This window comes from Halopseudomonas oceani, assembly GCF_963677335.1.
Taxonomy (GTDB): domain Bacteria; phylum Pseudomonadota; class Gammaproteobacteria; order Pseudomonadales; family Pseudomonadaceae; genus Halopseudomonas; species Halopseudomonas oceani.
Genome location: NZ_OY781932.1, coordinates 2,142,833 through 2,163,492, shown reverse-complemented (window position 1 = coordinate 2,163,492; position 20,660 = coordinate 2,142,833). Strand labels below are relative to the sequence as shown.

Genomic DNA, 20,660 nt, shown 5'->3' with positions numbered 1-20,660 from the left:
CCACAACCTGATAGACTCCCGCCCTGGCAACATCAGGAGTCCCCATGAACACCCCACCCAGTTACCACGAATACCATCTCGCCCTACTGCAGAGTCTCTACGACACCATCCGCGCACAGACTGCGCTGCTTGAGCAACTGCAAGAGGAAAGCAACGAGCTGTTCATGGAACGCTTTGACGAGCTGCTGGCGCAGCTGCAGCAAGGCGATCATGACGACCTCTATCTGGGGCAAGACATTCTCTGTCAGATCATCGCCCGCTACCCGCAGATCGCTCACCTGATTCCTCGCGACCTGCTCTGGTACTTTGGCGGCGATTGCCTGCACTACATGCCCGACGAAGAAATCACCCAGTACCAGTTGCTCGACGAGCATCGCGCTGAAGCTGAAGAGCGCGGCGAAACCTTCGACTGGGAACAGGCTCGGCAGCTGCTGCAGACCCGCTGAGCCAAGACCACGAGGCAGACCGCAGAAGCGCAGCCTGCCTCGCTTCCATTCTGGCCCGAATTTCGGGCACAAAAAAACCGTCACGTGGACGGTTTCTTTGGTGAATCTGGAGCGGGAAACGAGACTCGAACTCGCGAGGCTCCGCGCCCCGCAGCTACCCGCCCAGCCCGACCTCGGCAAGGTCGTACTCTACCAACTGAGCTATTCCTTTAGCCCCCGAATTTCGGACACAAAAAAACCGCCACGTAGGCGGTTTCTTTGATGAATCTGGAGCGGGAAACGAGACTCGAACTCGCGAGGCTCCGCGCCCCGCCCCGACCTCGGCAAGGTCGTACTCTACCAACTGAGCTATTCCTTTAGCCCCCGAATTTCGGGCACAAAAAAACCGCCACGCGGACGGTTTCTTTGATGAATCTGGAGCGGGAAACGAGACTCGAACTCGCGAGGCTCCGCGCCCCGCCCCGACCTCGGCAAGGTCGTACTCTACCAACTGAGCTATTCCTTTAGCCCCCGAATTTCGGGCACAAAAAAACCGCCACGCGGACGGTTTCTTTGATGAATCTGGAGCGGGAAACGAGACTCGAACTCGCGACCCCGACCTTGGCAAGGTCGTGCTCTACCAACTGAGCTATTCCCGCAAATCTGACGCCGAAAATGGCGTCCCCTAGGGGACTCGAACCCCTGTTACCGCCGTGAAAGGGCGGTGTCCTAGGCCACTAGACGAAGGGGACGTATCCGGACTTCTCTATGCCGAGGTGTTACCCCTGGCCACCTGCAACGTGTTGTTCGCTGCAAGTGGCGCGCATTTTATGCGCCACCTGCCACCTCGTCAACAACTAATATGCAGCATCTTCAACAAAACCCGAATTACTTGCGGGCACAAAAAAACCGCCACGTGGACGGTTTCTTTGATGAATCTGGAGCGGGAAACGAGACTCGAACTCGCGAGGCTACCCGCCCAGCCCCGACCTCGGCAAGGTCGTGCTCTACCAACTGAGCTATTCCTTTTGTGCCCGAATTTCGGGCACAAAAAAACCGCCTCAAGGACGGTTTCTTTGTTGAATCTGGAGCGGGAAACGAGACTCGAACTCGCGACCCCGACCTTGGCAAGGTCGTGCTCTACCAACTGAGCTATTCCCGCAAATCTGACGCCGAAATGGCGTCCCCTAGGGGACTCGAACCCCTGTTACCGCCGTGAAAGGGCGGTGTCCTAGGCCACTAGACGAAGGGGACGTATCCGGACTTCTCTATGCCGAGGTGTTACCTCTGGCTACTTGCAACGTGTTGTTCGCTGTAAGTGGCGCGCATTTTATGCAGCACCCGAACCACCGTCAACCCCTCAAGCTGATATTTTTTCTGGTTTTTTTGGCTTTCCCAGCCTGCCACGACCAAGGCAAATCAATACACAGGACGACACTCCAACGGCTCCCTCCCCGCTCCGCAGGAGGAAAAAAGGCTTGTCCCACCGATTTGAGTCGGCCATGATGCGAAAGTGACACTGGTCTGAGGCGCGATGCAGGCCAGTATTGGCAACGACTACCGAAAAGCTCCGACTTACATAAGAGAGACAATAATCGTGTCACCACTACTTATAGGCGGTTTGCTGGCGGGAGGTTTAACCGTTCTCGTCTGCGTAGGATTTATCAGCCATAGCCTGGAGCGCAGTCGGCTTGAACGTGCTCGACAGACTGCGGAGCTGAGCGCGCGCATCAAGCTTAGCCGTCACGCCATGGGCAGCATTCCCGGCCAGTTCCTGCCGCCCGAGCTGGTCAGCGTAGTAATGCAGATTGAAGCAGCGTTGCTGGACCGGCTCTACAGCATCAGCAAGACACCAGATATCGAAAAACGACTAGCGCAAACCCGGGCGGCCATTGCCGAGGGAAACCTGCCGAGCAATCCCGTTGTCGAGCTCGACAACGAAGCCAAGGGCAAAGAAGCGCGTGTCCAGCTGGAGAACCTGCTCAAGCAGTTGCAACTGGCCCAGCAGGACCGCCTGATCGACGCTGCCACCTTTAAGCAGGCCGGGGGCCTGGTTCGCCGCTTCCTGATAACAGCCACCCTTGAGACCTTCAACGCCACGGCCAAGCTCGGCATGCAACAGGGCAAGCCGCGCATAGCCAAGTTACAGTACGAGCGCGCCATCGCCTTCCTGACCCGGCTTAACAACCCGGCACTTGCCCAGCATCTGGAACAGTACAAGCGCCTGATGCAGCGTGCCGAGGCTGCAGTTGTTGAGCAGAACCGTGCCGACGAAGGTCAACCCAGCGAACTGACAGCCGGCCTTGCCGAACTGGAATCCGAAGACGCCGACTGGCAGAAAAAAGCGGTTTACGACGACTGATCGATTCGCGCGCGAATCAACCAAGAACCGCAGCCTGCACAGTTCGTATGCTGACACACGGGACTACGGCAGCGATCTCCCCTACCATTCGCTGCTGCGCGCGAATGCCGCCCTGACAATCTTATTACCCAACAGCTCCGGAGCCACAACATGGCCTTGACTCTCTATGGCGCCATTCTGTCGCCTTTCGTGCGCAAGGTGCGCATCCTGCTGGCCGAGCACCAGATCCCCTACGAGCAGACCTTTATTCCCCCTCGCGGCCAGCCGGACTGGTATTACGACATCAGCCCGCTTGGACGCATCCCGGCGATTGTCGATGGCGACGTCAAGCTGGCGGACTCTGCAGTCATCGCCCAATACCTGCAGGACAGCCGCGGCGGCCCCTCGCTCTACGGCACCACGCCGGAAGACGCCGCTCGCGTGCGCTGGATTGAGAAGTACGCAGATTACGAACTCGCACCGCATTGCACCTTCGCCGTGTTCTTTACACGCATTGTGGCTTGTAGCGTCGGCGAGCAGGCAGACGAAAGCAGGGCGCAGACCGCGCTGATCAAACACCTGCCGCCGCTATTTGATTATCTGGAGGGTGAGCTGGGCGACCGTAAGTACTTCCTCGGCGAGCAATTCAGCATGGCCGACATCGCCGTGGTCTGTCAGTTGATCAACATGGCGCACGGCGGCGAATTGATCGACGAACAGCGCTGGCCTGGGCTGTCCTCGTTGCTGAGCCGCGTTACCGCCCGCGAAAGCGTCTCGGCCCTGCTACCCGCCGAGCATCAACTGGTCGCCAGGCTCAGCGGCCGAATCTAGGCTAGGCCGCCGCCAACAGAGCGCGTCAGCTCACCAGCAGCTGACGCCCGACCCAGGAACGGGCAAACTGATAAGCACAGCGCCCGTTTCGATTACCCCGCCCAGTCGCCCAGCGAACGGCCTCCAGTTGCAGCGCGTCATTCCACTGCCACTGCAGGCCATGCTCATCAGCCAGTTGCCCGAGCCACTTCTGAACCACCGCCAGATAATGCTCCTGACTGAATGGGTAGAACGATACCCACAACCCAAAGCGGTCAGACAGGGCAATCTTTTCCTCAATCGCCTCGCCCGGGTGAATCTCGCCATCAACCTGCTTGGCAGACAGGTTGTCGCTATTGTGCTCCGGTAGCAGGTGTCGACGATTCGAAGTCGCGTACAGCAGGATATTTTCCGGACTGGCTTCCACGGTGCCGTCCAACACCGTCTTCAGGGCTTTGTAGCCGCTGTCATCCGCCTCGAAAGCCAGGTCGTCACAGAACAGCACGAAACGCCAGGGCTGACCGGCCAGCAGCGGCAACAGTGCAGACAAATGCACCAGATCAGCCTTGTCCACTTCAATCAGGCGCATGCCCGCCTGCGCGTACTCACTGAGCAACGCCCTGACCAGCGATGACTTGCCGGTACCGCGAGCGCCCCAAAGCAACGCATTATTGGCTGGCAACCCGCGCACAAACTGCCCGGTATTGGCCTGCAACAGCTGCTTCTGCCGCTCCACACCCACCAAATCATCCAGTCGCAGGCTAAGGCTGACCTGCAACGGGCGCAGCTGACATTGCTGCCCTTCCATGCTCCAGCGCGCGGCGAACGTGCTGCCCCAATCGACCTCCAAGGGCGCTGCCGGCAAGGTCCGCTCGAAGCGCTCGATGAAGTCAACAATACGCTGCATGAACTGCTCGCTACCGACGCCTGACATGGGTTTCTCCTCTGACCATCAAACGTGCAAGAATGCCACGCCAGCGCACCTGCCACCACCATCGCAGCGAATAGCCATCACACCGCCCACAATTGCGCTAAGCTCTGCACAGGACGCCACCGGATTCGACGCCCCATCATGGATATTCGCTTTACCAACCGACTGTCATTCAAGCAGGCGCGCCTCAGCGTTCTCGCAGCCTTTATTCTCGGCACCCTGCTCAGTCTGATTCAGGTAATCGTCGACTATCGCTCCGAAGATGCATTGATCGACCAGGAAGTACAGGCACAGATCAACGTCAGCCTGAGTCCCGCCTCACGTATCGCCTACAACATTGATGCAGAGCTGGCACTGGAACTGGTAAACGGACTACTCGAGGCCCCCGAAGTAGTACGCGCCGAAATCATCGACAACAATGGCATTGCCCTCGCCAGCGTCAGCCGGCCGATGGCAGACAGCGGCTACCGTGCTGTGAGCGACGCCCTGTTCGGCAGGCGGCGCGACTACTCCCAGCCCCTGTACGTCGATCATGCCCCCAACGAGTTGCTTGGGCACCTGGTCATCGAGGTTGACACCTTCTATCAAGGTGCGAGCTTTCTGCGCCGCGCCGGCCTCACTATGCTGTCCGGGTTTGTCCTCAGCCTGGTGCTGTCACTGATCCTCATGGTGCTGTTCTACGCCATGCTGACCAAGCCGCTGGTGCACCTGATCAACGATCTGCTGCACATGAAGACCGAGGGCGAGCGCAGCCGCCTGCCTTGCCCCGAAGGACACGAGCGAGATGAAATCGGCGCGTTGGTGGAGGTGATCAACCGCCAATTACAAAGCATCGACGTCAACTTGCGACAGAAGCTGCGTGCCGAAGAACGTCTGCGCAAGTACCTGGAGGAGCTGGAAAGCATAGTCGAAGCACGCACGACCGAGCTACAGCACACCAACGGTCAGCTGCGCGAATCCAATCGCGAACTGGAAGCCTCCCGTGAGGCCGCGCTCGACATGGCCCGGGCGCGCTCGGCATTCCTGGCCAACATGAGCCACGAGATCCGTACACCAATCAACGGCCTGCTCGGCATGATCGGCCTGACCCTGGACAGCACCCTGAATGATGAGCAGCGCCAGCAGCTGTCGATCGCCTACGACTCGGGCAAGGTTCTGGTAGCGCTGCTCAACGATATTCTCGACCTGTCCAAGTTCGAAGCCGGCAAGCTGCAGCTTGAACAAATTCCGTTTGATTTGGGTGCCCTGCTGGAAGAAACCGCCAGTCTGCTCTCACAGAACGCCGGAAAACAGGATATCGAGCTGATCTGCGAGATCGACCCCGCACTGCCCGGGCTCCTGCTGGGCGACCCGACGCGTATCCGTCAAATCATCAGCAACCTGCTCTCCAATGCGCTCAAGTTCACCGAGCATGGGCATGTCGCGCTGCGCCTGACATTGGAGCGCAGCGAGGGCGAACAGCAGCACGTCTGCATCAGTGTTAGCGACACCGGCATTGGCATCCCCGAACAGGCCATCAACGACATTTTCTCGCCATTCACCCAGGCCGACGCCCAGATTTCCCGCCGATTCGGCGGCACCGGCCTTGGCCTGACGCTGTGCAAGAGCCTGACCGACGCCATGCACGGTGAACTGAGCGTGGAGTCTACCCAGGGCCGCGGCAGCACCTTCAGCGTGCGCCTGCCATTGCTGCGCCATGAACAGGCGCCCCGCTACGCTCGCCCGCAACCTTGCTCCGTCCTGATCTGGAATCAGCGCGGACATCTACAGGGCGGTACCCTGCAGCGCCTGCTGGAAAGCTGGCAGATGCAGTGCAAGCGAATCGACTATGCCCCTGATCAGGAACTTCCTGACAGTCTACCGGCCGCCCGCTGCTGGTTGATCGACAGTCCTCAGTTAGCCGAGCGGCTGCGCGAGCGGAAACCGGATATTCCCCGCCTGCTGATCTGCAGCTACAGCCAGCAGCTCGATAAGGCCAGAGCCGAGGCCTGCCACGTCCGACAGCAGGTCGCTACGCCGCCACCACGCCACCGTCTTGCGCGCGCCATCGACAATCTGTTTGAGGCCCAGCCAAGCAGCGAGGCGAGTACCGCTCAGCAGCAAATGGGCAATGGCCAGCGGCTCTTGCTGGTAGAAGACAACGCAGTAAACCAGATGGTGGCCAAAGGCATGCTGAGCCGGCTTGGTTTTCAGGTCGATCTGGCCGAGCATGGCGAAATCGCACTTACCAAGCTCGCTGAACAGGACTATGACCTGGTGCTGATGGACTGCAACATGCCGGTAATGGACGGCTACGAAACCAGCCGCCGCATGCGCGCCGACCCGCGCTGGCAGAACCTGCCAATCGTCGCGCTCACCGCCAACGCACTGCACGAGGATCGCCAGCGCTGCAAGGACGCCGGCATGGACGACTACTTGGCCAAACCCGTCAAGCGAGAGGATTTGCAGGCAATACTGCAGCGCTGGCTGAAACCGGCCGAATAAGTTATTCCTGCAACTCCCGCAGCAACTGATCAAGCCCGCTGCGCAACACCATGACCTGTTCTTTGCTCATGCCCGTGCTGCACATCAAAGCTCTTGGCACATCACCGGCTTGTTCTCGCAAACGCTCGCCGGCAGCGGTCAGGCTAACCTGAAGCTGACGCTCATCGCCGCCCTTGACTCGCTCTCGCTGGACCAGACCCTGAGTTTCCAGCCGCTTCAGCAGCGGGGTCAAGGTACCGGAATCGAGTTGCAAGCGCTCACCGAGCGCCTTGACCCCCGGGTGCTGGGGCGGCTCCCGCTGCCACTCCCAGAGCACCAGCATGACCAGATACTGCGGATAGGTCAGGCCCAGCGGATCAAGCAGAGGACGATAGGTCCGCATCAACGCCCGCGAGGCGGCATACAGCGCAAAGCACAGCTGATTATCCAGTGCCAGCAGTTCATCCAGCTCGTCCGGGTTGCGCGCTGCAGTCACGACAACAACGCCTCGATGTCCGCACGCAACTCCTCTGGCGCAGTGGTGGGTGCATAGCGCTTGATGACCTTGCCCTGGCCATCAACCAGAAACTTGGTGAAGTTCCATTTGATGCCCTTGCTACCCAGCAGACCCGGTGCCTGCTTCTTCAATTCAACAAATAGCGGGTGGGCATTGCTGCCGTTGACGTCAACCTTTTTGAACAACGGGAAGCTGACGCCGTAGTTCAACTCGCAGAACTCGCTGATTTCGTCGCTGTTGCCAGGCTCCTGGGCACCAAACTGATTGCACGGGAAACCGGTGACCTGCAGGCCACGATCCCGGTAGTCCTGCCACAGCGCCTCAAGGCCCTTGTATTGGGGGGTAAAACCGCACTTGCTGGCGGTATTTACCACCAGATAAGCCTTACCGCCCAGCTCTGCCAGGGACGACTCGCGGTTATCGATGGTGGTGCACGGAATATCCAGCAACTTGCTCATGATGGCTTCCTTGAAAGACATGGCTGAAATTAAATAATCACCCAGCCAGCCTAGCCACAAATACATTTATGTCAATAAAATTGTGCACAACTAATTACCTATCTCGAGGTTCCAGCCGCAGGCAGACCGAGTTGATGCAGTAGCGCAGCCCGGTCGGTGGCGGCCCGTCCGGGAAGACGTGCCCCAGATGCGCGTCACACTGGGCGCAGGTTACTTCGATGCGGTGCATGCCATGGCTGAAGTCCTCGTGTTCCTCAACCACCTCCGGACGCACCGGCTGGTAATAACTCGGCCAGCCACAACCGGCATCAAACTGGGTATCGGTATCGAACAATGCCGCATCGCAACAGATGCAGTGGTACACACCGGGGGTACTGTTGCGGTAGTAGGCGCCGGTAAACGGCCGTTCTGTCCCCTTCAGGCGGCACACCTGAAACTGGGTATCCGACAGCTGTTCGCGCCACTCGGATTCACTCTTGCTGATCTTGTTCATCAAATCACTCCGGATAACCATAATCGGGCTTTCCCACTCGCCCACGCAGCACGTATGATGGGCGCTTTACGCGCGCTCAGGGAAGTCTTCAATCGCCTCCCCGACACACCCTACTCAGCCCTGGATCGACAAGGTAAGCACCATGCAGGTTAGCAAGTCCAACAAATTGGCCAATGTCTGTTATGACATTCGCGGGCCCGTTCTGCGGCACGCCAAGCGCCTCGAGGAAGAAGGCCACCGCATTCTCAAGTTGAACATTGGCAACCCTGCACCCTTTGGTTTTGAAGCGCCGGAGGAAATTCTCCAGGACGTGATTCTGAACCTGCCTACCGCCCAGGGCTACAGCGACTCGCGCGGCTTATTCTCAGCCCGCAAGGCTGTCATGCACTACACCCAGACCAAGAATATTCCAGGCGTGGGCATTGACGACATCTACCTCGGAAACGGCGTATCCGAGCTGATTGTCATGTCCATGCAGGGCCTGCTCAACAACGGCGATGAGGTGTTGATCCCTGCACCGGACTATCCGCTGTGGACCGCGTCGGTCAGCCTGTCCGGCGGCAAGCCCGTACACTACCTGTGCGACGAGCAGTCCGACTGGTACCCGGATATCGACGATATCCGCAGCAAGATCACCCCCAACACCCGGGCGATGGTCGTGATCAACCCGAACAACCCGACCGGTGCGGTCTACCCGCGTGAAGTGCTGGAGCAACTCGCCCAGGTCGCACGCGAGCACAACCTGATCCTGTTCGCCGACGAGATCTACGACAAGATCCTGTACGACGGCGCCGTCCACGAGTCGCTGGCTTCCGTCGCCCCCGACGTGCTTTGCCTGACCTTCAACGGTCTGTCCAAGTCGTACCGGGTTGCCGGTTTCCGCTCTGGCTGGATGATCATCAGCGGTCCGAAGCAGCACGCCACCAGCTACCTGGAAGGTCTGGAAATCCTCGCTTCCATGCGCCTGTGTGCCAACGTACCGTCACAGCACGCCATTCAGACCGCACTTGGCGGATACCAGAGCATCAACGACCTGATCCTGCCGGGCGGCCGCCTGCTGGAGCAACGTGACACCGCCTGGGAAATGCTCAATGACATCCCCGGCGTCAGCTGCACCAAACCCAAGGGAGCGCTGTATCTGTTCCCGCGCCTTGATCCGAAGGTGTATCCGATCCACAACGACGAGAAGATGGTGCTCGACCTGCTGCTGCAGGAAAAGATCCTGATCGTCCAGGGCACCGCCTTCAACTGGCCGTGGCCTGACCACTTCCGCATCGTTTCGCTGCCGCGCAAGGATGATCTGGAAATGGCTATCGGCCGCATCGGCAACTTCCTCAAGACCTACCGACAGTAAGCCCCGTGGCAGCGGATCTTCATATCGAGGACTTCCACCAGGATGTTGCCCGCATCCTGGTGGCGCTTTACAACCGTTTCCCTCAGCCCGGCAGCCTGTTTGTCGTCGACCTGATCGGCGAGCATGAACCCGATGCCTTCGGCGTTCCCGCACCACGCCACATGGCCTGTTTCAGCGCCATGATATGGCTGGCCAACGAAGGCTTCCTGCGTTACACCGACACCATCCGCCAGGAAGCAATCGACCAGTGTTGCCTGACCGAGCGTGCCTTTACCCTCCTCTCCGCGCCTGACCCACAGCGTTTACAGTCAGACTTGCCAGCCAGTGTCGCGCGCCAACAGGCAACCCTTGCCCAACGCCTGCGCGACGCCCTGCGCAGTGGCTCCAGCAACGAAATCTTCGACGCAGTGCAGCAGTGCTTTCGGCGCTGATCACAACCGTTTCTTGCGGAACCTCAGTACGACACGTTTTGTCATAGAGTCGCCGTTGAAAGACGCCGGCTTTCGCCCAATATAAGCCCCATGCATGCGGCCAGCGGCTCTGCCAGACGGCTGCAACTGCCTGTTTTCATTCGATAGGAATAGATACCCTCATGATGCGAATTCTGTTGTTTCTGGCTACCAACGTGGCTGTAATTCTGGTCGCCAGTGTCACTCTCAGTCTCCTGGGCGTCGGCAGCGTCCACGACGGCCAGGGCGGCATGAACCTGCAGGCGCTGCTGATCTTCTGTGCCGTATTCGGTTTTGCCGGCTCCTTCGTTTCGCTGTTCCTGTCCAAGTGGATGGCCAAGCGCAGCACCGGTGCCCGCGTGATTGAACAGCCGCAAACCCAGCAGGAGCGCTGGCTGGTCAGCACCGTTGAAGAGCTGGCGCGCACCGCCGGTATCGGCATGCCGGAAGTGGCGATCTTCCCGTCCCGAGCGCCAAACGCGTTTGCCACCGGCTGGAACAAGAACGCGTCGCTGGTTGCCGTGTCTGAAGGCATGTTGCAGCGCTTCAGCCCGGCCGAAGTGAAGGCGGTTATGGCACACGAGATCGGTCACGTAGCCAATGGCGACATGGTCACCCTGTCGCTGATCCAGGGCGTGGTAAACACCTTCGTCATGTTCTTTGCCCGCATCATTGGCAACTTTGTTGATCGCGCGGTATTCAAGAACGAAAGTGACGGCCCCGGCATCGGGTACTTTATCGCCACCATCTTCGCCGAGCTGGTGCTGGGTATTCTGGCCAGCATCATTGTGATGTGGTTCTCCCGTCAGCGTGAGTTCCGCGCCGATGCCGCCGGCGCCCAGCTGGCAGGGGCAGGCGCTATGATTGCAGCGCTGGAGCACCTGAAAGCGGAGCAAGGTATTCCGGTTGAGCTACCCGGCGAGATGACTGCCTTCGGTATCAACGGTGGCCTGAAGAACGGCCTCGCTGGCCTGCTGATGAGCCACCCGCCGCTGGATGAGCGCATCGCCGCGCTGCGTGCAGGCAACTACCGCTGAGTTATTAAACGGCTAAAAGAAAGGGATCAGGCGTTATACCTGATCCCTTTTTTGTTTCAAACCACCCGCGCTGTCTGAAGCGTTTCGTCCAATGACAACCCCGTTCAGGGCTCACCCAGCAGCGTCTCGAAATCAGGGTCATTTTCTGCCTTGCAAGCGGCACGCTGCGAAGCAATGTTCGCCTCATCAGCCGCCAATTGAGCCAGAAACGCCTCGTCAATCCGGGTGGCTGGAACCGCCAACGCGGATGCCGAATAGCTACCGGAAAAGCCGCTCAGCGACACACCCGTCAACCCCTTCAGCGCACTCAGCGTCGGCCCCAAACTTCCGCCGGAACAATGGAATGTACCAGCAGTACAACTACAGTCTTCACGCACGCGGTAAGAGCCGATCCGGGATTTAGCCGGCAACCTGAGCAGTGACTCGGGCAGGTCGCCGTCCAGCCTAGAGCCCGGCTTGTAGGCGCCGTACACAACTGCTCTGACGTCAACACCAAACGGATTGGACAGGTACCACCTGACCGGGCTGTAGGAGCTCAGGACCAGCGCGACCGGCCCTTCTGTGCGCTCCAGATTCAGCACGATGGACAGGTCCTGCGCACTGCTCTCATAGACCCCAGCGTAATACAGGGTCACGTCCGCCGGCAGCGCTTCACCCAGGCGTGCGCGAACCTCACTGACCTCGAGATAGGTCTGTTCGCTGCCGATATCCACGTTGAACTCGGTGGTGTGCCAGTTGTTGACGTACTCGACCTCCAGTTTGTGCACACCCGGTTCAAAGCGATACAGCATCGACTGATCGGAGCCGCCCTCATAGAGCACCCGACCATCAATCAGAACGCGTGACTTGGCCCAGCTCTGACTGACCGAAATCCGCTTCACGGTCGGCTCCTCAAACATGAGGTTGCCGACCCAATAGCCACCGAAGTCGCCCGATTCGATGCCGTGGAAATCGTCCCGAACATAGTTGATCGCGATGTTATCCACGGTCTCTGTGGCAATCACCTGCTGCGGTTGCTTGGTATTGATATAGAAAGCCTGAAACTGCCCGGTGGGGATGTCTCCAGAGGGGTTAAGGCGTGAGCCCCAGGTGCTGGCTGCGGGCAGCAGATCACCAGCAGATTTGATGGCTTCGCCCGCCCCAGCATCACCGGACCGGCGCAGGTGCCGACCACCGACGGACCGCGCGTTGCGCATCTGCTCCTGTTGATAGGCAACATCCGCCTTGCTGCAATCAAGCTGGTAGCCGTACTGCGGTAACCTGCTCTGGTAGCTGCAGCGCTCAAGATACGCGGCAAACTGGCCCTGATAGGCGTCTTCCCCTTCACTCAACCCGGCCGGGTAACGTCCGCTACGCTGGTATACCGCTTCAAGGTGCTGAAGAACATCACGTGACACCATCCCCTGGTTGCGCCGCTGATTTGCTTCCGGGCCGAACCCAAGGCGGTAGTTATCAACCCGCGCTGCTCGCTCCTTCAAGGCATCGGTAGCTGCAGCGGTATGCAGATACTGCTCTTCTATCTGGTCGAACGCCTGAACCGCTGACGCCAACTCGCCTCTATCCCAATCTTGAATAGCATGATTGAGCAGCGTGCGGGCCTCCTCCTCCGAGTTGGAACAACCGGCCAGCTGCGACAAAAGCACTGCCGCCAAAATGATTTTTCTCATGAAGCCACTCCCTTGCGTGCACTCACCACCGTTGCCCATCAGCTAATGGTAAGCCCGATTCTTCCTGACCGCGTGAACGCCGTCGTTTAGCTAGTGCAGAACCAACCAGGGCGATGAAAGTGCACAAAATGGCTCAACAGCAACGAAGCACTTCTGCAAAAGCCGTTTGTTGTTTTGATGGTCCGCCAGCTCAGACCGCCGCCCCAAACACATAGCGATAGATCAGATAGCCAAGCACCACCAACACACCTATCAGCACCAGCCCACCGCCTCCTTCCGGTACCCGTGAGGAGCTGTTCAGTCCATGTTGCTCACAGTACTCCTCAATGACCTCCTTAGCCTCTTTCAAGCCAATCCCGCGCTGCTCTCGCAGCAGCTTGATTGCCTCGATTTTACGGCCGTCCTGCAGCGCGCTTACAACCTGGACATCCAGTTCCCTTTTCATACTTGTGCCTTCATTCCGCCGCATCCACGTGCTCGAAGCTGCCAGTCCCAAGGAAAGCAATGACCTGCGCGATGACCTTCTGGTTGCTCATCATGAAGGTATGAGTAACGGGCAGCTCGATATAGTCGCGCATTCCCGCCAACTTGGTGTTTTCCGTGGACACCTTGCCGTCGTTTGGCCCCGGAATCAGCGTTGAGAGGAACAGATTCACGCTACGGGTGCCCGCAATGATGCCAACGTCGAAATCGGCCTTGCCAAGGGTATTAGGGACACTCATTGTCCCCGTGCCGAGCTGCATACCCGCATCGCCATTGAGGAAGTGAAAACCCGGCACATCGCCCAGCTCATCGACCACTTCGCTACCGCCATTGGGCGGCCCCAGCATCACCACCCTGCCGAGGCGTTCCAGCTGATGGGTACCCAGATACTGGCGAACCAGAATCCCGCCCAGGGAATGGGTAACAAAGTGAATTTGTCCGTCTGCGGGGCACCTGGCAATAGCCGGGGCAATGGCCATCTCGGCCAGCGGCTCAATGGCGTAGTCGCGTGAAGGGTAGCCGTCGTTGATGGTCGCATACCCCTCTTCGACCAATGCCTCCTGCAGCGTATCCATCGAGTCAGGTGTTCTTGCCAGGCCATGCAGCAATACCACGCAATCCGCGTTGCTCACGACCGGAAACACCACACACAGGACCAACAGCAGCCACCTCATGCAGCCACCGGGCTCACGGAACCGGGAAAAAGTCATGCGCCGCATTGTAGACGTAGAGTTCGCTGAAGCGATCATCGTGCTGCTGCCTGATGGCTGATAAAACCCCGACAATATGCTCAACCTCTCGCTCAAATACAAAGGGGGAATACAGCCCCACCAGCAATATACCCGCACCGCTGGACTCAAACACCTCAGTAATGGACGCCTTGGCGTACTTCTTCTCAACCACCGCAACGACCTCCTCGATGAAGCTTTCGTCCGGGTTGAGTGCGACTCCGCGCCCAACGGGAATGTACTCCACATCATCGGCAGCAAAACTGGTCAGGCTACGGGCAAAGTCAGCACCAATAAACGCATCGGTAATCTCGATCCAGCTGGGCGTGCCATCAAGCACGACAACTGCATCCGGCGGGTCCGGATAACCGACAATCGACAACGTTCGTCCAGCACGTTCCAGGTAATGTTTGAAGGAACGAATCACACTTTGCTCATGGGCCTTCTTGATATCGCGTCTGTTCATTGCTGCCTTGTAGCGGAAGATGACAATACCCGCGGACCGATGTCTTCAGCGGAGCGTTATCAGCAAATTACCCTAATCGGGCGACGACTGCCCTGCTTCACTCCGCCTTCCAGCTGACCGGATACAACATTTCTTCTCGATATCCGCTGAGTACCCGACGCAGACCGCTGAGTTCGCTGTCCAGCTGGCTGTCACCGGTATCGACCAGGAACGGGCGTCCGGACAAACTGCGCAGCTTGGTTTTGGTGGCCACCACCAGCAAATTTTCGAGCCCGACAGCGCGAATGACACGCGGCGACAACTGCTGATTGCCGCGCCCGAGAATATGCCCCTGGCCACCGATAGCGGTAACCAGAATGCGCCAGTCGCCCCCTTGCCGGACCAGCTCCCAGAGCTGTTGCTCGGTCGCATCGCGCAGGATTAGCTCACCGTCGAGCAACACATCGACACCCAGCAGCGTACCTTCGAGTCCCATCGCCTCCAGCAACCCAAGGGTGGTAGAGCCGGGACCGAGAATCCAGCCAGTACTGTCATCCTGCTCTTCCTGCAGACCGGCGGCGATGTCGTCGAGCACCAGGGTTTCCACTTCCCGCCCGCCCTGCTTCACCTGTTGGACGAAACGTCCCTCCTCCGGCACCGAGAGCTCGCCATAATGCCGGGTGCGCACCTGGCCATTACGAAAGGCCTGCTCGTCAATGTCACGCACATCAGCCTCGCGCAGACGAATCAGCTCGCCCTGCACCAGCAGCGCAGCAAGCTCGCCGGCCGCCCGCGGATTGACCGCATACACGCCGGAATGAATCTTGACCCCCGCCGGAATACCCAGCACCAACTGACGCCCGTCGAGCTGGTTGCAGATGTTACGCGCGGTCCCGTCGCCACCGGCAAACAGCAACAGATCAATACCCTGATCACTCATCTGCCGGGCAATGGTCTCAGTGTCTTCAGCAGATGTTTCCGGTGGGCAAGACAGCGCCCCGACTACCTCGCACTCAAAGCCCATGTCGGCCAGCAAATCAGCCCCCATCACCCCTGGGGCAGCCAGCAACCGGATGCGATCGCGCAGCGGCAGCAGCGATGCCAGCGCCTGCCGGACGCGGCTGTGCGCCTGCGGTTCAACGCCCATGGCCAATGCCTGCTCGGCCACGCCATCGGAGCCCTTGAGCGCCGCACGGCCGCCTACCCCCGCCAGCGGGTTGATAATCAACCCCAGACAAAAACGGGTGTTGTGATGCTCTGCTACCGGGTTTTCCATGTCACAAATCCGTCATGCCAATGCCATATCCTGCGTTCAGCTGCCAACGCGGCTGAACCTGACTGATAACGGGAGACAACCATGAACGTGCCTGCCCTTAAACCTTGTCGTGAAACCGCCGAGATTCTGGTTCACCCGGCTCACTGTGTCGGTGGCCACATCATCGACGAACACGGCCGTGAAATCGCCATCACCGAACAGATGATCCAGCACGCCTGCGAACAACTGGACCGTCAGTGGGTGGCTGCGCAACCGCGCTTTAAACATTGAATCCGGCGGCCGCCATCAGCGCGGCCTGCCCTTCCCCATCCGCGTGCAGAATCCTCACCTGCGGACACTCACGACGCAACGGATAGTCCTTGCGCAACGTATCAAATGCAGCCCCGGTGCTCTGACCGGCCAGCGGCATCATCATCGCCCGAAACCGGGCATCATCATCACGCACGTCATACACCTGACGCAGCGCCTTTTCCAGCAGCCACTGGGCCGGCGTCTCGGCGCTGAACTGCAGCTGCGCACATCCCGCCTCCGGCGCCAGCGCCTGCAGTGTCAGCCGAGGCTGCTCACCACGGTGCCGACACCAGGCCTGATAAATCTGCTCGGTACCGCGTAGCTTGCCATCGAGACTGTAGCCGGCAATATGCGGCGTTCCCAACGCACACAGCTTGAGCAATGCGGTATCGACCTGCGGCTCCAGCTCCCATACATCCAACGCCACCTGCACATCGGGACGTTCAGCCAGCAGCACAGACAATGCATGATTGTCGATCACCGGCCCTCGGCTACTGTTGATCAGCCAGGTCCCGTGCTGCAGCGCCATTAACCGAGGCGCATCCAGCAGGTGCCAGGTTGCATCCGGGCCGTTGCGGGTCAGCGGGACGTGACAACTGACCACGTCGACCTGCGCCAGCAGCGCATCCAGCTCGACAAAACCGGCCTCGCCACGAGCGGCCCGCGGCGGATCGCACAGCACGCACTCCACGCCCAGCGCACCAAGCGTTGCCGCCAGCCGACTACCCACTTCGCCAACACCGACGATACCCACCCGGCGCTCACGCCACGGCAGGCCGGTTCGCTCCGACAGGGTCAACAGACAACTGAGCACATACTCGACCACACCGCGGGCGTTGCAGCCCGGTGCGCTGGCAACCGTAATTCCTGCCGTCGCCAGCCCCGGCAAATCCAGGTGATCCGTGCCAATGGTGCAGGTACCGACAAACTGTACCGGCGTGCCCTCGAGCAGCGCTGGGTCAACCCGCGTCACCGAACGCACCAGCAGCGCATCGGCGTCCAGCAAGTGCCCACGGCGGATACTGCGCCCGGGCAGCGTCGTCAGCCGACCTTGATCGGCAAAGAAGGCCTGCAGCAGGGGGATATTTTCGTCGGCAACGATATGCATGTGGGGGGTCACTTGGCAGAAGGAACGCGGAACATTGTCGAGCGTCGGTGGCAGCGCTGTCCACCCGGCTGCGCATTTTGTCGCTTTGTTGCAACAACCGCTTGCACCGAGACAACGCCGCTGCTTAACTGAAACCCACAGTTCGAATGTGACTTTTCGGTCTGATAATGATTCCAAGCGTTTTTTGAGGCACTGCCTCACCTTGCAGGACCTGCCTGAGTAACGGGAGCATCGACGCACTGCCCACTGCGCCGCCCCCGGAACTGTCCTCACCACCCCTGTCGCCATAACCACAATCACAGCGGTCGCGCATCGACCTGCCTGGCGATTTTGCTTGTTTACGGCCATTTGCCTGCAACTGCCCTGTATGACCCGCCAGCGGCGGCCGGGTCCAGCCAATTCCGGAGACAGGGAACATGAAAGCAGAACACGATGTTGTAGAAACACTGGGGCTATTTCGCATCCACACCCATTATTACGCCAGCCCGGCACCGCGCGGTACGGTCATTCTGGTCAACGGCTCATTGGCCACCACGGCCTCGTTCGCGCAGACGGTGCGCTACCTGCAGCCGCACTTCAATGTGGTGTTATTTGATGAGCCGTACGCGGGTCAGTCAAAGCCGCTCAACAGCAACCGGCGGCCGATTACCAAGGAGCAGGAAGCCGGAATCCTGCTGGAGCTGATCGAGCACTATCAAGCCGATCACCTGATGTCCTTTTCGTGGGGTGGCGCCTCGGCTCTGCTGGCATTGGCTCAACGCCCGAAGCGACTGCAAAAGGCTATCGTGCTGGCGTTTTCGCCGGTCATCAACTCGGCCATGCGTGCCTATCTGGAACGCGGCATCGACCTGCTGCTCAACGCCGAACGCCGCCAGCTGGGCGAGCTGCTCAACTCAACCATTGGTGAATACCTGCCATCGCTGGTCAAACGCTTCAACTTCCGTCACATCATCAGTCTGGAAGAACACGAGTACCATCAGATGGCGTTCCACGTCAGTCAGGTACTGACCCAAGATACGCGATGCTATCTGCGCGGCAGCGCCGATATTGACGTGCCAATCCTGTTCATCAACGGCGACCGGGACCGCTATACCAGCGTCGAGGACGCCCGCGATTTCAACCGCTACGTACGCCGAAGCAGTTTTGCCACGATACAGGGCGCCGGACATTTTCTGGATATGGAGAGCCGCGAAGCCTGGATTCAGACTCGCGATGCGGTGCTGCAGTACCTTGCACCGGATGCCCTCGTCGCCCCTGAGCCAGTTGAGCAACACAGGCCGCGCGGTGCGCAGGTCATCCCGATGACGGTCTAGACCAGCGGCTCCAGCAGGCCGACATCGAGCGCCCGACCCGGCTGATAGGCGTCGAGCAAGGCGTGTGCGAACCGGGTTGGCCGCTCGCCCATGCCTTGCTGCAGATAAACCCGCGCCTGCGCGTGCACCCTCTCCCGGAAGGGTGAGGCGTCGGTCTGCTCGCCGCTCAGGTTATCGGTACTCACGTCAAAACGGTGCCCGGCAGCCAGACAAAAGATCATCTCCAACGCCTGCGGCTTGACCTCAACCTGCTCGAAGGTGCGCTGCTGCTCAGCGGTGCGCCCATCCGGCGCATACCAGTAACCAAAGTCTGGCAACAGCCGACGCTCCGGCCCGGCAACACACCAGTGTGCAACCTCATGCAATGCGCTGCGAAAGTAATCACGGGTAAACAGGATACGGTGGCGCGGATGCGCTGCATCGGCCGGCAGGTATTCGGGCTCCGGATAGCCGCCCCGCAGACAGGTGTTGAGGTCGGCGAGAAAACACTCGTCGAACAGGCGAATCAGGTCCTGACAGTCGTGATGCATGCTGAAAACCATGGGTGCTGAATGACTGAGCGCCAGCGCTCGAACCGGCCCCGGGCGAAACACCAGCAAGCAGCGTGACGGTGCAGCTGGACAATATGCCGCAACTTGCTAGCATGGGCGGTTTTGACGTCAGGTCCGGCCAGAATGACCAGCACTCCTCCCCTACCCGCTCGGGCGCGCATTGTAACAGAACTGCGCGCGCTGATTGCGCTGGTGCTCCCGATCATCGCGGCGCAGCTGGCACATACCCTGCTGGGTTTTGTCGACACCGCCATGGCCGGACGCGTCAGCGCCGAAGCGCTGGCAGCTGTGGCATTGGGTAACTCGTTCTGGATTCCGACCCTGCTGTTTCTCACCGGGGTGATGATGATCGTCACCTCCAAGGTTGCTGCCGCCAATGGGGCCGGCCGTATCAGTGAAACCGGTGCGCTGGTGCGCCAGGGCGCCTGGCTGGGGCTGATGATCGGCTGCGGCTGCATGCTGTTTCTCAACCTGATGCGACCGGTGCTGGGCTGGATGGAGGTCGATCCACTGCTGATCCCGGTGACGCTCAACTACCTGCTGGCCATCTCCCTCGGCTTCCCGGCGGTCGGTGTCATGCTGGCTCTGCGCGGGCTAAGCGACGGTCTCTCGCGCACCAAGCCGGCGATGCTCATCGGCTTCATCGGACTGCTGATCAACGTCCCCGCCAACTACGTGCTGGTCTACGGTAAATTCGGCTTCCCGGCCATGGGCGCGGTCGGCTGCGGCGTCGCCACGGCGATCGTCATGTGGGCGATGCTGGGCTGCCTGCTGGTGCACCTCAAGCGCGCGTCGTTCTATCAGCCCTGCGGCCTGTTCGAACGGTTTGACTGGCCGAAGGCGCGAACCCAGGGCGAGCTGATCGGCCTGGGCTTCCCGATCGGCATCGCATTGTTTGCCGAAACCAGTATGTTCGCGGTGATCGCGCTGTTGATCGGCAGTCTCGGTGCCATCGTGGTAGCCGCCCACCAGGTCACCCTCAACTTCACCTCGCTGGCGTTCATGGTGCCCTTCAGTCTGGGGCTGGCCATCACCGTCCGCGTGGGGCACAACCTGGGGCGCGGCGGCGCCCGTGATGCCATGCTGACGACGAAGGTAGGGCTGGTCCTAGCGCTGCTGTTTGCCGCCATCGCTGCCATCATCATGTTCACCCTGGCCAACCAGATCCCGCTGATCTACACCCAGGACCCGCAGGTACTGGCTCTCGCCTCCAGCTTGTTCGTTCTCGCTGCGCTGTACCAGTTCTCGGATGCGGTGCAGGTGGCCTGCGCTGGCGCGCTGCGCGGCTTCCAGGACACCCGCCTGCCAATGCTGCTGACCATGGTCGCCTACTGGCTGATCGGTCTGCCGACCGGTTACCTACTCGGCCTGACCGACTGGCTCGGGCCGGCCAGAGGCCCTGCCGGCTTCTGGCTCGGACTGATCGTTGGCCTGAGCAGCGCAGCACTGTTTCTCGGCTTGCGGCTGCGCAACGTCAGCCGTAAACCCATTCACCAGCGCGGGCTTCACCACTAGGGCAT

At 59.9% G+C, this 20,660-nt stretch carries 21 protein-coding genes and 4 tRNA genes; 10 read left to right on the top strand and 15 right to left on the bottom strand.

Going from position 1 to position 20,660, the window contains the following annotated elements; all coding sequences use genetic code 11:
* Positions 1–44: 44 nt before the first annotated feature.
* Positions 45–446 (top strand): PA2817 family protein, encoded by a 402-nt coding sequence (locus ACKPCU_RS10170; protein WP_321346387.1) that lies wholly within the window; start codon positions 45–47, stop codon positions 444–446.
* A 562-nt stretch (positions 447–1,008) separates the two neighbouring features.
* Here the strand turns inward: ACKPCU_RS10170 and ACKPCU_RS10165 are convergent.
* From ACKPCU_RS10165 to ACKPCU_RS10150, 4 genes are all read right to left on the bottom strand, one after another.
* Positions 1,009–1,084, bottom strand: a tRNA-Gly gene (locus tag ACKPCU_RS10165).
* A gap of 17 nt (positions 1,085–1,101) precedes the next feature.
* Positions 1,102–1,177, bottom strand: a tRNA-Glu gene (locus tag ACKPCU_RS10160).
* Between the two features lie 334 nt (positions 1,178–1,511).
* Positions 1,512–1,587: transfer RNA gene (locus tag ACKPCU_RS10155), tRNA-Gly, on the bottom strand.
* A 16-nt stretch (positions 1,588–1,603) separates the two neighbouring features.
* Positions 1,604–1,679, bottom strand: a tRNA-Glu gene (locus ACKPCU_RS10150).
* Between the two features lie 343 nt (positions 1,680–2,022).
* Here ACKPCU_RS10150 and ACKPCU_RS10145 point away from each other — a divergent pair.
* Together ACKPCU_RS10145 and ACKPCU_RS10140 are read left to right on the top strand one after the other, a co-directional pair.
* Complete coding sequence (locus tag ACKPCU_RS10145) at positions 2,023–2,787, top strand: hypothetical protein (RefSeq protein ID WP_321346385.1); 765 nt, start codon at positions 2,023–2,025, stop codon at positions 2,785–2,787.
* A 150-nt stretch (positions 2,788–2,937) separates the two neighbouring features.
* Positions 2,938–3,597 carry a glutathione S-transferase family protein gene (locus ACKPCU_RS10140; RefSeq protein WP_321346383.1) on the top strand — a complete coding sequence of 220 codons (660 nt, stop codon included), beginning with the start codon at positions 2,938–2,940 and terminating at the stop codon, positions 3,595–3,597.
* 25 nt (positions 3,598–3,622) lie between these two features.
* Here the strand turns inward: ACKPCU_RS10140 and ACKPCU_RS10135 are convergent, their stop codons facing one another.
* Positions 3,623–4,510, bottom strand: coding sequence for an ATP-binding protein (locus ACKPCU_RS10135; protein WP_407651742.1), 888 nt, complete (start codon positions 4,508–4,510; stop codon positions 3,623–3,625).
* A gap of 138 nt (positions 4,511–4,648) precedes the next feature.
* On the opposite strand from ACKPCU_RS10135, the gene ACKPCU_RS10130 reads away from it, so the two are divergent.
* Complete coding sequence (locus ACKPCU_RS10130; RefSeq protein WP_321346381.1) at positions 4,649–6,991, top strand: ATP-binding protein; 2,343 nt, start codon at positions 4,649–4,651, stop codon at positions 6,989–6,991.
* Between the two features lies 1 nt (position 6,992).
* Here the strand turns inward: ACKPCU_RS10130 and ACKPCU_RS10125 are convergent, their stop codons facing one another.
* The 3 genes from ACKPCU_RS10125 to msrB all read right to left on the bottom strand — a co-directional run bounded on the left by ACKPCU_RS10125 (position 6,993) and on the right by msrB (position 8,438).
* Positions 6,993–7,466, bottom strand: a complete 474-nt coding sequence (locus tag ACKPCU_RS10125; RefSeq protein ID WP_321346379.1) for a MarR family winged helix-turn-helix transcriptional regulator — start codon at positions 7,464–7,466, stop codon at positions 6,993–6,995.
* Entirely contained in the window at positions 7,463–7,945 is a 483-nt protein-coding gene (locus ACKPCU_RS10120; protein WP_407651741.1) for a glutathione peroxidase, read from the bottom strand. Before ACKPCU_RS10120 ends, ACKPCU_RS10125 begins: the two co-directional genes overlap by 4 nt.
* Before the next feature lie 94 nt (positions 7,946–8,039).
* Positions 8,040–8,438: a peptide-methionine (R)-S-oxide reductase MsrB gene (gene msrB / locus ACKPCU_RS10115; RefSeq protein WP_321346377.1), complete on the bottom strand. Its 399-nt coding sequence runs from the start codon at positions 8,436–8,438 to the stop codon at positions 8,040–8,042.
* Positions 8,439–8,580: 142 nt separating this feature from the next.
* Between msrB and ACKPCU_RS10110 the strand changes: the two genes are divergently transcribed.
* The 3 genes from ACKPCU_RS10110 (at position 8,581) to htpX (ending at position 11,278) form a co-directional block, all read left to right on the top strand.
* Positions 8,581–9,792 (top strand): pyridoxal phosphate-dependent aminotransferase, encoded by a 1,212-nt coding sequence (locus ACKPCU_RS10110; protein ID WP_321346370.1) that lies wholly within the window; start codon positions 8,581–8,583, stop codon positions 9,790–9,792.
* A 5-nt stretch (positions 9,793–9,797) separates the two neighbouring features.
* Positions 9,798–10,223 carry a hypothetical protein gene (locus ACKPCU_RS10105; protein WP_104738580.1) on the top strand — a complete coding sequence of 142 codons (426 nt, stop codon included), beginning with the start codon at positions 9,798–9,800 and terminating at the stop codon, positions 10,221–10,223.
* 161 nt (positions 10,224–10,384) lie between these two features.
* Positions 10,385–11,278, top strand: coding sequence for a protease HtpX (gene htpX, locus ACKPCU_RS10100; protein WP_321346367.1), 894 nt, complete (start codon positions 10,385–10,387; stop codon positions 11,276–11,278).
* A 104-nt stretch (positions 11,279–11,382) separates the two neighbouring features.
* Here the strand turns inward: htpX and ACKPCU_RS10095 are convergent, their stop codons facing one another.
* The 5 genes from ACKPCU_RS10095 to ACKPCU_RS10075 form a co-directional block, all read right to left on the bottom strand.
* Complete coding sequence (locus tag ACKPCU_RS10095) at positions 11,383–12,945, bottom strand: outer membrane protein assembly factor BamD (protein WP_321346364.1); 1,563 nt, start codon at positions 12,943–12,945, stop codon at positions 11,383–11,385.
* Positions 12,946–13,135: 190 nt separating this feature from the next.
* Complete coding sequence (locus ACKPCU_RS10090) at positions 13,136–13,390, bottom strand: ribosomal protein L7/L12 (RefSeq protein ID WP_321346362.1); 255 nt, start codon at positions 13,388–13,390, stop codon at positions 13,136–13,138.
* A 10-nt stretch (positions 13,391–13,400) separates the two neighbouring features.
* Positions 13,401–14,102, bottom strand: coding sequence for an esterase/lipase family protein (locus tag ACKPCU_RS10085; RefSeq protein ID WP_321346361.1), 702 nt, complete (start codon positions 14,100–14,102; stop codon positions 13,401–13,403).
* A 13-nt stretch (positions 14,103–14,115) separates the two neighbouring features.
* On the bottom strand, positions 14,116–14,622 hold the full coding sequence (locus ACKPCU_RS10080; protein ID WP_104738575.1) for a hypothetical protein: 507 nt from the start codon (positions 14,620–14,622) through the stop codon (positions 14,116–14,118).
* Positions 14,623–14,719: 97 nt separating this feature from the next.
* The gene (locus tag ACKPCU_RS10075; RefSeq protein ID WP_321346359.1) at positions 14,720–15,877 is read right to left on the bottom strand and encodes an ATP-NAD kinase family protein; all 1,158 of its coding nucleotides are present in this window, start codon (positions 15,875–15,877) and stop codon (positions 14,720–14,722) included.
* A gap of 81 nt (positions 15,878–15,958) precedes the next feature.
* Here ACKPCU_RS10075 and ACKPCU_RS10070 point away from each other — a divergent pair, with 81 nt between their 5' ends.
* The gene (locus ACKPCU_RS10070) at positions 15,959–16,147 is read left to right on the top strand and encodes a PA1571 family protein (protein WP_229744428.1); all 189 of its coding nucleotides are present in this window, start codon (positions 15,959–15,961) and stop codon (positions 16,145–16,147) included.
* Here ACKPCU_RS10070 and pdxB read toward each other — a convergent pair.
* The gene (pdxB, locus tag ACKPCU_RS10065; protein WP_321346355.1) at positions 16,137–17,276 is read right to left on the bottom strand and encodes a 4-phosphoerythronate dehydrogenase PdxB; all 1,140 of its coding nucleotides are present in this window, start codon (positions 17,274–17,276) and stop codon (positions 16,137–16,139) included. The genes ACKPCU_RS10070 and pdxB overlap by 11 nt on opposite strands.
* Before the next feature lie 416 nt (positions 17,277–17,692).
* Between pdxB and ACKPCU_RS10060 the strand changes: the two genes are divergently transcribed.
* Positions 17,693–18,589, top strand: a complete 897-nt coding sequence (locus tag ACKPCU_RS10060; protein WP_104738572.1) for an alpha/beta fold hydrolase — start codon at positions 17,693–17,695, stop codon at positions 18,587–18,589.
* Here the strand turns inward: ACKPCU_RS10060 and ACKPCU_RS10055 are convergent.
* Positions 18,586–19,119: an elongation factor P hydroxylase gene (locus tag ACKPCU_RS10055; RefSeq protein ID WP_104738698.1), complete on the bottom strand. Its 534-nt coding sequence runs from the start codon at positions 19,117–19,119 to the stop codon at positions 18,586–18,588. The two genes, ACKPCU_RS10060 and ACKPCU_RS10055, sit on opposite strands and share 4 nt — an antisense overlap.
* Positions 19,120–19,263: 144 nt before the next feature.
* On the opposite strand from ACKPCU_RS10055, the gene ACKPCU_RS10050 reads away from it, so the two are divergent.
* Entirely contained in the window at positions 19,264–20,655 is a 1,392-nt protein-coding gene (locus tag ACKPCU_RS10050; protein WP_104738571.1) for an MATE family efflux transporter, read from the top strand.
* Positions 20,656–20,660: the final 5 nt, after the last annotated feature.

Coding starts and splice junctions, on each gene's coding strand:
- ACKPCU_RS10140 (WP_321346383.1), top strand. CDS start 2,938: ATGGCCTTGACTCTCTATGGCGCCATTCTGTCGCCTTTCGTGCGCAAG.
- ACKPCU_RS10090 (WP_321346362.1), bottom strand. CDS start 13,390: ATGAAAAGGGAACTGGATGTCCAGGTTGTAAGCGCGCTGCAGGACGGC.
- ACKPCU_RS10170 (WP_321346387.1), top strand. CDS start 45: ATGAACACCCCACCCAGTTACCACGAATACCATCTCGCCCTACTGCAG.
- ACKPCU_RS10075 (WP_321346359.1), bottom strand. CDS start 15,877: ATGGAAAACCCGGTAGCAGAGCATCACAACACCCGTTTTTGTCTGGGG.
- ACKPCU_RS10095 (WP_321346364.1), bottom strand. CDS start 12,945: ATGAGAAAAATCATTTTGGCGGCAGTGCTTTTGTCGCAGCTGGCCGGT.
- ACKPCU_RS10055 (WP_104738698.1), bottom strand. CDS start 19,119: ATGCATCACGACTGTCAGGACCTGATTCGCCTGTTCGACGAGTGTTTT.
- ACKPCU_RS10050 (WP_104738571.1), top strand. CDS start 19,264: ATGACCAGCACTCCTCCCCTACCCGCTCGGGCGCGCATTGTAACAGAA.
- ACKPCU_RS10080 (WP_104738575.1), bottom strand. CDS start 14,622: ATGAACAGACGCGATATCAAGAAGGCCCATGAGCAAAGTGTGATTCGT.
- ACKPCU_RS10110 (WP_321346370.1), top strand. CDS start 8,581: ATGCAGGTTAGCAAGTCCAACAAATTGGCCAATGTCTGTTATGACATT.
- ACKPCU_RS10060 (WP_104738572.1), top strand. CDS start 17,693: ATGAAAGCAGAACACGATGTTGTAGAAACACTGGGGCTATTTCGCATC.
- ACKPCU_RS10130 (WP_321346381.1), top strand. CDS start 4,649: ATGGATATTCGCTTTACCAACCGACTGTCATTCAAGCAGGCGCGCCTC.
- ACKPCU_RS10120 (WP_407651741.1), bottom strand. CDS start 7,945: ATGAGCAAGTTGCTGGATATTCCGTGCACCACCATCGATAACCGCGAG.
- htpX (WP_321346367.1), top strand. CDS start 10,385: ATGATGCGAATTCTGTTGTTTCTGGCTACCAACGTGGCTGTAATTCTG.
- ACKPCU_RS10135 (WP_407651742.1), bottom strand. CDS start 4,510: ATGTCAGGCGTCGGTAGCGAGCAGTTCATGCAGCGTATTGTTGACTTC.
- ACKPCU_RS10070 (WP_229744428.1), top strand. CDS start 15,959: ATGAACGTGCCTGCCCTTAAACCTTGTCGTGAAACCGCCGAGATTCTG.
- ACKPCU_RS10085 (WP_321346361.1), bottom strand. CDS start 14,102: ATGAGGTGGCTGCTGTTGGTCCTGTGTGTGGTGTTTCCGGTCGTGAGC.
- msrB (WP_321346377.1), bottom strand. CDS start 8,438: ATGAACAAGATCAGCAAGAGTGAATCCGAGTGGCGCGAACAGCTGTCG.
- pdxB (WP_321346355.1), bottom strand. CDS start 17,276: ATGCATATCGTTGCCGACGAAAATATCCCCCTGCTGCAGGCCTTCTTT.